10 protein-coding genes and 2 pseudogenes are annotated in these 12,472 nt (G+C 38.6%); 8 read left to right on the forward strand and 4 right to left on the reverse strand.

Annotation, left to right across the window (positions count from 1 at the left end):
- Positions 1-4 precede the first annotated feature (4 nt).
- Together KKW16_RS01840 and yfbV are read right to left on the reverse strand one after the other, a co-directional pair.
- Positions 5-496 (reverse strand): CvpA family protein, encoded by a 492-nt coding sequence (locus tag KKW16_RS01840; RefSeq protein ID WP_005626270.1) that lies wholly within the window; start codon positions 494-496, stop codon positions 5-7.
- An 86-nt stretch (positions 497-582) separates the two neighbouring features.
- Positions 583-1,026 (reverse strand): terminus macrodomain insulation protein YfbV, encoded by a 444-nt coding sequence (gene yfbV / locus KKW16_RS01845; protein WP_215767867.1) that lies wholly within the window; start codon positions 1,024-1,026, stop codon positions 583-585.
- A gap of 220 nt (positions 1,027-1,246) precedes the next feature.
- On the opposite strand from yfbV, the gene KKW16_RS01850 reads away from it, so the two are divergent.
- The 3 genes and pseudogenes from KKW16_RS01850 to pta all read left to right on the forward strand — a co-directional run.
- Positions 1,247-2,452: an acetate kinase gene (locus KKW16_RS01850; protein WP_048954092.1), complete on the forward strand. Its 1,206-nt coding sequence runs from the start codon at positions 1,247-1,249 to the stop codon at positions 2,450-2,452.
- A 65-nt stretch (positions 2,453-2,517) separates the two neighbouring features.
- A pseudogene (locus KKW16_RS09080) lies at positions 2,518-2,844 on the forward strand (AAA family ATPase); the annotation flags it as partial.
- A gap of 72 nt (positions 2,845-2,916) precedes the next feature.
- Positions 2,917-3,966: pseudogene (pta, locus tag KKW16_RS01855) on the forward strand (phosphate acetyltransferase); the annotation flags it as partial.
- A 60-nt stretch (positions 3,967-4,026) separates the two neighbouring features.
- On the opposite strand, the gene grxD reads toward pta, so the two are convergent.
- Positions 4,027-4,356: a Grx4 family monothiol glutaredoxin gene (grxD, locus tag KKW16_RS01860; RefSeq protein WP_048954094.1), complete on the reverse strand. Its 330-nt coding sequence runs from the start codon at positions 4,354-4,356 to the stop codon at positions 4,027-4,029.
- A gap of 152 nt (positions 4,357-4,508) precedes the next feature.
- Positions 4,509-5,591 (reverse strand): porin OmpA, encoded by a 1,083-nt coding sequence (ompA, locus tag KKW16_RS01865; protein ID WP_048954095.1) that lies wholly within the window; start codon positions 5,589-5,591, stop codon positions 4,509-4,511.
- 380 nt (positions 5,592-5,971) lie between these two features.
- Here ompA and ydiJ point away from each other — a divergent pair, with 380 nt between their 5' ends.
- From ydiJ to trxB, 5 genes are all read left to right on the forward strand, one after another.
- Complete coding sequence (gene ydiJ, locus KKW16_RS01870) at positions 5,972-9,055, forward strand: D-2-hydroxyglutarate dehydrogenase YdiJ (protein ID WP_140523123.1); 3,084 nt, start codon at positions 5,972-5,974, stop codon at positions 9,053-9,055.
- A 13-nt stretch (positions 9,056-9,068) separates the two neighbouring features.
- Entirely contained in the window at positions 9,069-9,485 is a 417-nt protein-coding gene (locus KKW16_RS01875) for a hotdog fold thioesterase (protein WP_048954097.1), read from the forward strand.
- Positions 9,482-10,468 carry a ferrochelatase gene (gene hemH, locus KKW16_RS01880; RefSeq protein ID WP_139990276.1) on the forward strand — a complete coding sequence of 329 codons (987 nt, stop codon included), beginning with the start codon at positions 9,482-9,484 and terminating at the stop codon, positions 10,466-10,468. The genes KKW16_RS01875 and hemH overlap by 4 nt, the downstream gene beginning before the upstream one ends.
- A 63-nt stretch (positions 10,469-10,531) precedes the next feature.
- The gene (locus KKW16_RS01885) at positions 10,532-11,389 is read left to right on the forward strand and encodes a co-chaperone YbbN (protein ID WP_139990275.1); all 858 of its coding nucleotides are present in this window, start codon (positions 10,532-10,534) and stop codon (positions 11,387-11,389) included.
- 109 nt (positions 11,390-11,498) lie between these two features.
- Positions 11,499-12,455, forward strand: a complete 957-nt coding sequence (gene trxB, locus KKW16_RS01890; RefSeq protein WP_065264588.1) for a thioredoxin-disulfide reductase — start codon at positions 11,499-11,501, stop codon at positions 12,453-12,455.
- Positions 12,456-12,472: the final 17 nt, after the last annotated feature.

The following is a 12,472-nucleotide window of genomic DNA, read 5'->3' on the forward strand; positions in this document are numbered from 1 at the left end:
TTCCTTATTGATTAAGCGTTGGATTTAAAAAACTTGAACTAGCCTGAAGTTGTTGAAAGAACCATTCAATAATAAAACCAAAGTGCGGTATTAATTGAGATTCTTTCCACCAATCAGTTTGTTCAAAATTGGTGAAGGTATCCATGAAAAATAATAACGCAGCGACAATCAGTGCACCGCGCACTAAACCAAAAATCGCACCTAAAACACGATCTGTGCCGCTTAAACCAGTTTTATCTACTAATTGGCTAATCACATAATTTACTATGGCGCCCACGATTAAAGTCAGTACAAATAAAATCCCGATTGCGGTTCCATTACGAATATACATTGATTCAATTTGCGTAAGATAAGCAGCAAGATAAGGATAGAACTGGCTTGCTACAATAAATGCTACAACCCAGCTACCGAGTGAAAGCACTTCGCGAACAAAACCGCGTAATAAACTGACAAGAATGGAAAAAGCGATAATGCCAATAATAATGTAATCGATCATTAAATAATCTCTCAATAAAAAACGGCCGTTTAAAACGACCGAGGTATTCTACAAAAATAAAGCCAAAAAGAAAACGTTTGCGTAAACTAAATTTCCTGCCAAAAAGCACGTTCAAATTTGCTTTGAGCTTTCTTTAAGACTTCTGCTAAATGTTGGTATGTCGGTTGATCTTGCACAAGAGGCAAGGGTTCATGTAGTTGTTTTAAGCGTTCGCAAATATCATAAAACCATACCGCACTTTGATTTTCTAATGGCGAATTCGCACGCTTACCAAGCCAATAAAGACCTTGAAAAGGAATAAGCAAGGCAAAAAGTGCGGTCAAAATTGCAATAGAAAACGCCATCAAATCATTTTTTGCATAAACCTGTTGCCACACCACTGCAAATACAGCAACAAAGGGCATGAGTTTTTGTGCAAAACTCGTGGCTTTCATAATACGGTTTTCAGGGAAAATCATGCCTAACTTAGCCTCTAGCGGCCAAGTATTAAGATAAATTTGTCCCTGTTTTAAAATGGAAAAAAATGCCATAAAAATGCTCGTTAAAATAACCGCACTTATCATACCCCACTTTATATTCTTTTGTCACCTTACCCAAAAAGTTTAAATTTTCAAAAAATTTAATAACCTGATGAATTTTTATGCATAGACGAATTTATTTTATTTACCAAAAAGTGTATCCTATGTTCAATTTTTTCAGTCCATTCAACTGAGTGGATTTTCATTAACTTTAATCAAATATAGGGTTCCTATGTCAAAACTTGTTCTAATCCTTAACTGTGGTAGTTCTTCATTAAAATTTGCAATCCTTGATCCAGCAACAGGTGAAGAAAAATTATCTGGTTTAGCTGAAGCATTTTTCCTTCCAGAAGCTCGCATTAAATGGAAACTTAACGGTGAGAAAGGGAGCGCAGATTTAGGTGCAGGTGCAGCACATACTGAAGCACTTGACTTCATTGCATCAAACATTATGACTGATGAGCTTAAAAACTCAATCACATCGATTGGTCACCGTATCGTTCACGGTGGTGAAAAATACACTCAATCCGTTGTAATCACAGATGAAGTGGTTAAAGGTATTGAAGATGCAGCACAATTTGCCCCACTTCACAACCCTGCTCACCTAATCGGTATTCGTGAAGCCTTTAAAACCTTCCCACATTTAAAAGATAAGAACGTTGCCGTATTTGATACTGCTTTCCACCAAACTATGCCTGAAGAAGCATTCTTATATGCGCTTCCATATTCACTTTATAAAGAGCACGCTGTTCGTCGCTATGGTGCTCACGGTACAAGCCACTACTTCGTTTCTCGTGAAGTCGCTGAATATGTCGGTAAGCCTGCAGACCAAGTCAATACGATTATTTGTCACTTAGGTAATGGGGGTTCTGTTTCTGTTGTTCGTAACGGTAAATGTATCGATACATCAATGGGCTTAACTCCGTTAGAAGGTTTAGTCATGGGTACGCGTTGTGGTGATATCGACCCTGCAATCGTATTCTACCTATACAAAAACTTAGGTATGTCAATGGAACAAATTGAAGAGACTTTAGTGAAAAAATCCGGTCTTTTAGGTTTAACTGAGGTAACCAGTGACTGTCGTTATGCAGAAGATAACTACGACGATCTGTCTAAGCCTGAAGCAAAACGTGCATTAGACGTCTATAGTTACCGTTTAGCAAAATACATCGGTGCTTATATGGCGGTATTAGGCGATGATCACTTAGATGCCATTGCATTTACGGGTGGTATCGGTGAAAACTCCGCTCATGTTCGTGAATTAGCATTAAATCACTTAAAATTATTTGGTATTAAAGTGGATAACGAACGCAATCTTGCGGCACGCTTCGGTAAAGATGGCGTAATCACTACTGATGATTCTGCATTTAAAGCGATTGTACTTCCAACTAATGAAGAGTTAGTCATCGCTCAAGATACCGCACGTTTAGCGGGCTAATCAACTTCCATCAAACCTGCTGAAAAATCAGCAGGTTTTTTTCATTTATTAAAAGGTATATCAAAATGACTAAAGCAGTTATTCTTATTCCAACTAGCACAGAAGCCAATTTAGCATCAGCATTACAAATCGCTAAAACAACAAATGCGGTTATATTCAATGCAGTAGAAGATGTAAAAGCCGCTCAAGCATTCATCGCAAATAATCAAAAAGACGTGTTGTTAGAAAAAATCGTTGCTGATTTCCAAGCATTAAATGCAAATCTAGTGGTTGTTAAAGGTGTTCAACCTTCAGCTCAAGCGCCTTTTGCAAATAGCTTAAACTTTGCGATTGCGCAAACCTTAGATGCACAAATCATCTTAGTAGCAAACAATGAAGAAAGCACATTAATAGAAGCCGTTGCTTCAGAATTTGGTGGTGTGAACAACGCTGATATATTAGGTGTATTTGGTGCACAAGCAGGAAAAATTAAAACCTTCGATGAACAAGCATTAGTTGCGGCAATCTCTGCACCACTTGCTCGTAAAGCACGTATTTCTCCAGCTGCATTCCGTTTCAAATTAACTGATTTAGCACGCAAAGCAGGCAAAACTATCGTATTACCAGAAGGTGACGAACCTCGCACTGTTAAAGCGGCTGCAATCTGTGCTGAACGTGGTATCGCAAAATCAGTATTATTAGCGGATCCTGAATCAGTGAAAAAAGTCGCAGCAGAACAAGGCGTGACTTTAAGTGCTGACGTAACAATCATCAATCCAGCTGACGTACGCGAAAACTACGTTGCTCGTTTAGTTGAATTACGTAAATCTAAAGGCTTAACTGAAGAACAAGCTCGCGCGCAATTAGAAGACACCGTTGTATTAGGCACCATGATGTTAGAAGCTGGCAAAGTGGATGGTCTAGTTTCTGGTGCCGTTCATACAACGGCAAACACTATTCGCCCACCGATGCAGATCATCAAAACAGCACCTGGCAGTTCAATTATCTCATCTGTATTCTTTATGTTATTACCAGACCAAGTATTAGTCTATGGCGACTGTGCGGTAAATCCAGAACCTACAGCGGAACAATTAGCTGAAATCGCAATCCAATCAGCCGAATCTGCAAAAGCATTTGGTTTAGAACCAAAAGTGGCAATGCTTTCTTATTCAACTGGTACTTCTGGTGCGGGTCAATCAGTCGAGAAAGTAAAAGAGGCAACCCGTATTGCACAAGAAAAACGCCCTGATTTATTAATTGATGGTCCATTGCAATACGATGCAGCTGTGATGAAAGATGTGGCAGCTTCTAAAGCACCAAATTCTAAAGTAGCGGGTCAAGCAAATGTATTTGTATTCCCTGATATCAACGCGGGTAATATCGGCTATAAAGCAGTTCAACGCTCTGCTGATTTAGTTGCGGTAGGTCCAATGCTTCAAGGTATGCGAAAACCTGTTAATGACTTATCTCGTGGCGCATTAGTCGATGACATTGTTTACACTATTGCATTAACTGCAATTCAAGCAACACAATAGTCTAAACAAGCTAAAAAAATCCCGCACTTTTAAAAGAATGCGGGATTTTTTATTGATTAATCAATTTTGTGCATGTTTTGCAGAAACTTCATTTAATAAAGTTTGCAACTCCCCAGATTGATACATTTCCAAAATAATATCACACCCACCAATTAACTCTCCCTCGACCCATAGTTGTGGGAAAGTAGGCCAATTCGCATAAACAGGCAATTCAGCACGAATATCAGCATGTTGTAAGATATCAACATAACCAAAAGGTACTTTACAATTCATCAGTGCTTCTACTGCTCGCGCCGAAAAACCACAAGATGGTAATTTAGGTGAGCCTTTCATATAGATAAGAATTGGATTTTCACTAATTTGTTTTTTAATTTTGTCTAAGGTTTCCATAATGTTCCCCACGAATAAAAGAGGATTGAATTCTACCACAAGTTAAAACTTGAGTGAAATTCTAGGATTATTATCTTAATAAAACAAAAGGCCTAAACCGAAGTTTAAGCCTTTTTTTCTGTATTTAATCTTTCGTTAAACGAATACTAAAATTATTTAGTACCGTTAACTGCGATTTCAACACGACGGTCTGGTGCTAAACAAGCGATAAGCGCTTTACGACCTTTAACTTGGTCACAAGTTGCGCCAGTCACTGGATTTGCTTTACCGTAACCAGTTGCAGAGATTGCGTTAGTTGCTACGCCTTTTTGTACTAAGTAGTTAGCTACTGTGTCTGCACGACGTTGAGAAAGTTTTAAGTTACCAGCATCAGAACCGATACGGTCAGTGTAACCAGCAACAGCTACTTTAGCACTGTTGATTTGTGCGATTTCACCGTAGATACCATCTAAAGTTGCTTTAGCTTGTGGTTTTAAGTTTGCTTTACCGAAAGCGAAAGTTACATCAGAGTTTAAGTTGAAAGTTTTGCTTACAACTTCAGGAGCCATAGCTGGTGCAGCTACTGCGCCTTGACCGAAACGGTAAGAAACGCCAGCGTTGATAGAACCAATCCATGGGTTGTAATCTACAGAGCTATTGTGAGCATTTTGAGTACGGAATTTACCTACGCGAGTTAACCATTGGTATTCTAAACGAACTGCTAACTCTGGTAATACTGCATATTCTGCACCGACTGCGAATAAACCAGAGGTACGTAAGCTGTGACGACCTTCTTCGTGATCACGAGCACCATTTGTCTTATCGTAGAATTTATAGTCAGAACGTACTAAAGCCACACCTGCTTTACCGTAAACATCTAAACCATTTAACACTTCGTAGCTACCTTTAAAGCTTAAGTGAGTACCGTGGTTAGTGTGTTTAGCAACAGTTTTACCAGCTTCACGCGCTTTTGCACGACCAAAATCATCGTAACCTAATTCCACTGCTAAACCTAAGTTATCACGATTTAAGATTTGGTAACCACCAAATACACCATAAGTGAAAGAATTACGGTTATAACCATAATCATTAACACTTAATTTGTTAGCAATAACACTGTTTTTGTTAATACCATCGTGGAAAGATGCTTGACCTGCTTTAACACCTGCATAGAAAGTGTTTTCTTGTGGTGCAGCTTGAGCTACTGAAGCCGCTGCTAAACCAGCAACTACTAATGCGATTGCAGTTTTTTTCATTTTGATGTCCTCTATTTAGTCATCGTTTATTAATAAGAAAAGTTTCCTTGCTTATAATGGAACTTTTAGGGAAAGTTACACTCAAAGCATTTGCTTAACTAGGGTTTTGAATTTGCCCTATTGTTACCTTTTGACAAATTCAATTCCTTTGTTTACGCCAAAGGAACGTTCAAAAGTGCGATTATTATCCTATAAAAATTCAAAAGATCAAATTTTTTTTGAACTTTTTGTTTATTTTTTATCCAAAAATACACTATTCTTGACTAATTTACTCCACAAAACGCTTCTTCAAAACGCTCAAAATCTAATTCGACATTGTGCGCTCCTTAAGATATTATCGAGAACACCCTGTATTTATAGCTTTAAATGAGTTAAATGCTATGTTGCCAAGTCTAAATCGCACTCCACAAATTGAACAAGATGTCCTTAACTATCTCCAAGCACTAAAAAAACAACATTTTGAAGGGGATATCGCTACAAATTATGCAGATAGATTAAGTCTTGCTACGGATAACAGCGTTTACCAACAGCTTCCTCAAGCGATTCTTTTTCCGAAAACTGTTGCTGATATAGTACGTATAACCAAATTGGCAAATTTACCTGAATATCAATTCCTCACCTTTACTCCTCGTGGTGGAGGCACTGGCACAAATGGACAATCCATCAATAACAATATAATAGTGGATCTTTCTCGCCATATGACTGCTATTTTAGAACTCAATGTCAAAGAACGTTGGGTTCGTGTACAAGCAGGCGTAGTAAAAGATCAACTTAATCAATTTTTAAAACCACATGGTTTATTCTTTGCCCCAGAGCTATCCACCAGCAATCGAGCAACGTTAGGTGGAATGATTAATACGGATGCCTCTGGGCAAGGTTCATTGCAATATGGTAAAACCTCTAATCATGTTTTGGCATTACGCGCAGTATTAATGAACGGTGAGATTTTAGATACCAGTGCTGTCAATTCTGTTGATGTTTTAGAAAACATCGATACGCTTGAATTAAGTGATAGTAGCAAAAGACTCCATCAAACCATTGCACAACACTGTAAAGAAAAAAGAGCGGCAATCATTAAAGATCTGCCACAACTTAACCGTTTTTTAACGGGATACGATCTGAAAAATGTATTTAATGAAGATGAAAGTGAATTTAATCTCACCAGAATTCTCACTGGTTCTGAAGGTTCTCTCGCATTTATTTGTGAAGCCAAACTCAATCTTCTGCCTATTCCGCAGTATCGCACGCTCATCAATATTAAATATCGTTCTTTTGATGCAGCATTACGCAATGCACCTTTTATGGTGAAAGCCAATGCGCTTTCTGTGGAAACCGTTGATTCCAAAGTCTTAAATCTCGCTAAACAAGATATTATTTGGCACTCGGTGAATGAACTTCTTACAGAAGATGAAGAAGATCCAATTCTTGGTTTAAATATTGTGGAATTTGCTGGTAATAATAAAGAAAAAATAGACCGCCAAGTCACCGCACTTTGTCGCTCACTTGATGAAAAAATCGAACACAACCAAGATCACATTATTGGCTATCAAGTTTACTCAGATTTACCTTCTATTGAACGTATTTATGCAATGCGCAAAAAAGCAGTAGGCTTACTTGGTAACGCAAAAGGCGCAGCCAAACCGATTCCGTTTGTAGAAGATACTTGTGTCCCCCCAGAAAATCTTGCGGATTACATTAGTGAATTTCGCACTTTATTAGACAAGCACCATTTACAATATGGCATGTTTGGTCACGTGGATGCGGGCGTATTACACGTTCGCCCAGCGCTTGATTTATGCGATAAAGAACAAGTGAAATTATTCAAACAAATTTCAGATGAAGTCGCCGAACTTACGATTAAATATGGTGGATTACTCTGGGGAGAGCACGGAAAAGGCGTGCGTTCCCATTACGGCGAAAAATTCTTTACCCCAGAACTCTGGCACGAACTTCGTTATATCAAAACCTTATTCGATCCAAACAATCGTTTAAATCCCGGCAAAATCTGTACGCCTTTGGATTCCGAAGAGGAACTTTATTCTATTCTTTCGCCAATGCGGGCTGATAAGGATCGCCAAATTCCTATCCAAATACGAGATGAATTTAAGGGGGCGATGAACTGCAATGGAAACGGTTTATGTTTCAATTTTGATGAACACAGCATCATGTGCCCATCGATGAAAGTCAGTAAAAATCGTGTATTTTCGCCGAAAGGTCGCGCAGCTATGGTTCGAGAATGGCTTCGATTGATGGCAAATGAAAATGTTTCGCCCGAACAATTAGACTTCTGTAAAACAGAAATAAAATTAACCGCACTTGTGAAAAGACTAAGCAATACGGTTCAAAAATGGCGAGGGGATTATGATTTTTCTCACGAAGTGAAAGCTGCAATGGATACTTGTCTTGCTTGTAAAGCCTGTGCTAGTCAATGCCCGATTAAAATTGATGTACCAAGTTTCCGTGCGAAATTCTTTCATTTTTATCACAGCCGCTACTTACGCCCAGTAAAAGATCACGTTGTGGCAAATTTAGAAATCGCTGCGCCTTATATGGCAAAGCAGGCAAAATTCTTTAATTATTTTACCAAGCTAAAAGTCACGCAAACATTAGTGGAAAAAACACTAGGCATGACTGATTTGCCCTTGCTTTCTGAACCCAATTTGCAACAACAGCTGGTGGAAATTCATTATCAAGGCAAATCCTTGGAAGAATTGGAAGGTCTAAGTGCGGTAGAAAAAAACGATATTTTATTTATTGTGCAAGATCCTTACACATCTTACTATGATGCGAAAGTGGTACGCGATTTTGTTATGCTTACGCAGAAATTAGGCTTCACACCAATTCTGTTGCCATTTAAACCAAACGGCAAAGCAATGCACATTAAAGGTTTCTTAAAACGCTTTAGCAAAACAGCACAAAACCAAGCCGAGTTTTTAAATCGAATGGCAAAATTAGGCATTCCACTTGTAGGCGTTGATCCAGCCATCGTGCTGTCTTATCGAGATGAATACAAGGAAGCACTACAAGAAAAACGTGGCGATTTCCACGTTCTCACTGCTCACGAATGGTTAAAACAACGCTTACAAAATACGACATTACAAGATAAACTGAAAAACATCGCAAAAACTGACCGCACTTCCGATTGGTATTTATTCCCGCATTGTACGGAATCTACCTTTATGCCGAACAGCCCAAAAGAATGGCAAGAAATTTTTGGAAGATTTGGGCAACAACTGAATGTAGAAAAAGTAGGATGTTGCGGTATGGCAGGTGTATTTGGACATGAAGTGCAAAATCAAAAAATGAGCCGAGAAATCTACGATGTATCGTGGCATAAAAAACTGCACGGAAAAGATCCGCACTTTTGTTTAGCAACCGGTTATTCTTGCCGCAGTCAGGTAAAACGTTATGAACATGTGGTGCTAAAACACCCTGTGCAGGCATTATTAGAAATTTTAGCGTAATGAAAGGAATATCATGATTTGGCAAAAAAACTTCACGCTCGAAAACTTAAATCAACTTTGCTCCAACAGTGCCGTTAGCCATCTTGGCATTGAAATTTCTGCTTTTGGCGAAGATTGGATTGAAGCGACAATGCCTGTGGATCATCGTACAACCCAACCTTTTGGTCTATTACATGGCGGAATATCTGTTGCATTAGCAGAAACGATAGGTTCATTGGCTGGATACCTTGCAATAGAAGAAAATAAAATTGCAGTGGGACTTGATATTAATGCCCATCACCTACGTTCAGTAAAGCAAGGCATTGTTACAGCAAAGGCTACGCCTATTAGTTTAAATAGAAATATCCACGTATGGCAAATTGACATTCGTGATGAACAAGATAAACTTTGCTGCGTTTCTCGACTTACACTTTCTATTCTAAACTTATGATAGCAAATCAAAAAATAGGGATTATTTTAGCCAATTTAGGGACACCCGATGCGCCCACCTCATCTGCTATATCCCGTTATTTATGGAAATTTTTAACCGACCCAAGAGTAGTCGATTTATCTCCTTACAAATGGTATCCATTACTCAAGGCTGTTATTTTGCCATTACGTTCAAAACGTATCGCTAAAAATTACCAAGCAATTTGGACAGAGCAAGGTTCGCCTTTACTTGCCATTTCACGACAACAAAAAGATGCATTACAAGCCTATTTAAATAAGCAAAATATTGATGCTCAAGTAGAAATTGCGATGACATACGGCAACCCATCAATGCAAAGTGCGGTGAAAAATTTACTTAAAAATAAAGTTGAACGAATTATTGTACTCCCCCTTTACCCACAATATTCTAGTACAACAACAGGCGCGCTATTTGATGCCTTTGCCCATGCCCTTAAAGAAGAGCGGGGAATGGTACCGTTCGATTTTATTCATTCTTATCATGTTGATGAAAATTACATTAACGCCTTAGCCAATTCCATAAAAGCGCGGTTAAAACCCGATGAGTTTTTGCTATTTTCTTATCATGGTATCCCATTACGTTATGAAAATATGGGTGATTACTACCGTGAACACTGCAAACAGACAACGCTTGCTATTGTAGATAAGTTGGGATTGACCGAAAACCAATGGGGAATAACCTTCCAATCACGTTTTGGGCGAGAAGAATGGTTACAACCTTACACGGATAAATTTCTCCAAAATGCAGCATCACAAGGTATTCATAAAATAGCCGTCATTTGCCCAGGTTTTTCGGTTGATTGTTTAGAAACTATTGAAGAAATTGATGAGGAAAACCGCGAGAATTTTCTCACTAATGGCGGACAATTTTACCAATATATTCCGGCACTCAATGCAGAACCACAACATATTGAAATGATGGGAAAACTGCTCCTGGCAAAAATCTTTCCCTCATTGAAAGAGTAAAACATTTCTAAAATCGACCGCACTTTGTTAAAATCAGCCATTATTTTTTCACAAGGATAAAACATGGCTGATTTTCCTTTTATCGTTGACATCAACGAACAAAATCTTACTGAAATACTGCAACAATCCTTAGAAAAACCACTTGTCATCAATTTTTATGCTCCAACGCATAAAGAATCATCAGATTTCTTGACTTTACTTGAGCAAGTTGCAGAACAATATCAAGGACAATTTGTTCTTGGAAAAGTAAATTGTGAAAAAGAGCAAATGATTGCCGCACAATTCCGCATCCAAGCATTGTCAACCACCTATTTGTTTAAAGAAGCACAGGCATTAGATGCATTTCCAGGTGCGCTTGATAAAGCGTCATTAATCCAACGATTAAGCATTATTTTACCGAAAGAAGAAGATTTAAAATTCCAACAAGCATTAGATTTCTTGCAAGTAGAAAATTATGAGGCTGCATTGCCATTATTGAAAGACGCATGGGAACTTTCAGATAAGAAAAATAGTGATGTCGCCCTGCTCTACGCTGAAACCTATATTGCAATGAAAAAAACGGAGCCAGCACAAGAAATTCTAAAACAAATTCCGTTGCAAGATCGTGATAGTCGTTGGCACGGATTACAGGCACAAATTGAGCTACAAATTCAAGCTGCCGACACACCTGAAATCCAACAATTACAGGCCGATTATGCTAAAAACCCAACAGCTGAAATTGCAATAAAACTTGCTATACAACTTCATCAAGCTGGACGAAATGAAGAAGCGTTGACACTACTTTTCGATATTTTAAAAACCGACTTAGGTGCGCAGAATGGTGAAGTTAAACAACAATTTTTATCCATTTTAAGTGCAATGGGCAATGCTGATCCGTTAACAAATAAGTTTCGCCGATTGCTTTATTCACTGCTCTATTAATCGAAAGGTTTATAATTGATAAGGTGTATGGAACAATTTCATACATAGCAATCATCAGAATAAACTTAAATTCAATTAATTCTCTCTTTACAAAAAACAAGGATTCTTTATGTCAGATATCAAACACGCAAAACTTTTAATTTTAGGCTCAGGCCCTGCTGGTTATACAGCTGCCATTTATGCAGCACGTGCAAACTTAAAACCAGTATTGGTGACGGGTTTGCAACAAGGCGGCCAGCTTACCACCACAGATGAAATCGAAAACTGGCCAGGTGATTTTGAGATGACTACTGGTTCAGGTTTAATGCAACGTATGTTGCAACATGCAGAAAAATTTGAAACAGAAATCGTCTTCGATCATATCAATCGAGTCGATTTATCCTCTCGTCCATTCAAACTTTTTGGCGATGTGCAAAATTTTACTTGTGATGCGTTAATTATCGCAACAGGCGCTTCTGCACGCTATATTGGCTTACCGTCAGAAGAAAACTACAAAGGTCGTGGAGTTTCTGCTTGTGCAACCTGTGATGGTTTCTTTTATCGTAATAAACCAGTCGGTGTAATTGGTGGTGGAAATACTGCGGTGGAAGAAGCGCTTTACTTAGCCAATATCGCAAGTACAGTGCATTTAATCCACCGTCGCGATAGCTTCCGTGCGGAAAAAATTCTTATCGACCGTTTGTACAAAAAAGTGGAAGAAGGAAAAATCGTTCTGCATACTGATCGCACTTTAGATGAAGTGTTAGGTGACAACATGGGCGTAACCGGATTACGTTTAGCCGACACTAAAACTGGAGAGAAAGAAGAACTCAAATTAGATGGTTTATTCGTAGCCATTGGTCACTCGCCAAATACGGACATTTTCCAAGGGCAACTAGAATTGAATAATGGCTATATCGTTGTAAAATCTGGTCTTGAAGGAAATGCAACAGCCACCTCTGTGGAAGGCGTATTCGCAGCAGGCGATGTAATGGATCACAATTATCGACAAGCCATTACCTCTGCAGGAACTGGTTGTATGGCGGCATTGGATGCAGAACGCTATTTAGATGCTCAAGAAGCATAAATTCTCTAACTCATTCC

Source organism: Haemophilus sp. SZY H8, from assembly GCF_018829755.1.
Classification (GTDB): domain Bacteria; phylum Pseudomonadota; class Gammaproteobacteria; order Enterobacterales; family Pasteurellaceae; genus Haemophilus; species Haemophilus haemolyticus_K.

What these genes read in the sequence shown, in the direction of transcription:
- KKW16_RS01875 (WP_048954097.1), top strand. Translation starts at nt 9,069, where the DNA reads ATGATTTGGCAAAAAAACTTCACGCTCGAAAACTTAAATCAACTTTGC.
- grxD (WP_048954094.1), bottom strand. Translation starts at nt 4,356, where the DNA reads ATGGAAACCTTAGACAAAATTAAAAAACAAATTAGTGAAAATCCAATT.
- KKW16_RS01885 (WP_139990275.1), top strand. Translation starts at nt 10,532, where the DNA reads ATGGCTGATTTTCCTTTTATCGTTGACATCAACGAACAAAATCTTACT.
- ompA (WP_048954095.1), bottom strand. Translation starts at nt 5,591, where the DNA reads ATGAAAAAAACTGCAATCGCATTAGTAGTTGCTGGTTTAGCAGCGGCT.
- KKW16_RS01850 (WP_048954092.1), top strand. Translation starts at nt 1,247, where the DNA reads ATGTCAAAACTTGTTCTAATCCTTAACTGTGGTAGTTCTTCATTAAAA.
- KKW16_RS01840 (WP_005626270.1), bottom strand. Translation starts at nt 496, where the DNA reads ATGATCGATTACATTATTATTGGCATTATCGCTTTTTCCATTCTTGTC.
- yfbV (WP_215767867.1), bottom strand. Translation starts at nt 1,026, where the DNA reads ATGGCATTTTTTTCCATTTTAAAACAGGGACAAATTTATCTTAATACT.
- hemH (WP_139990276.1), top strand. Translation starts at nt 9,482, where the DNA reads ATGATAGCAAATCAAAAAATAGGGATTATTTTAGCCAATTTAGGGACA.
- ydiJ (WP_140523123.1), top strand. Translation starts at nt 5,972, where the DNA reads ATGTTGCCAAGTCTAAATCGCACTCCACAAATTGAACAAGATGTCCTT.
- trxB (WP_065264588.1), top strand. Translation starts at nt 11,499, where the DNA reads ATGTCAGATATCAAACACGCAAAACTTTTAATTTTAGGCTCAGGCCCT.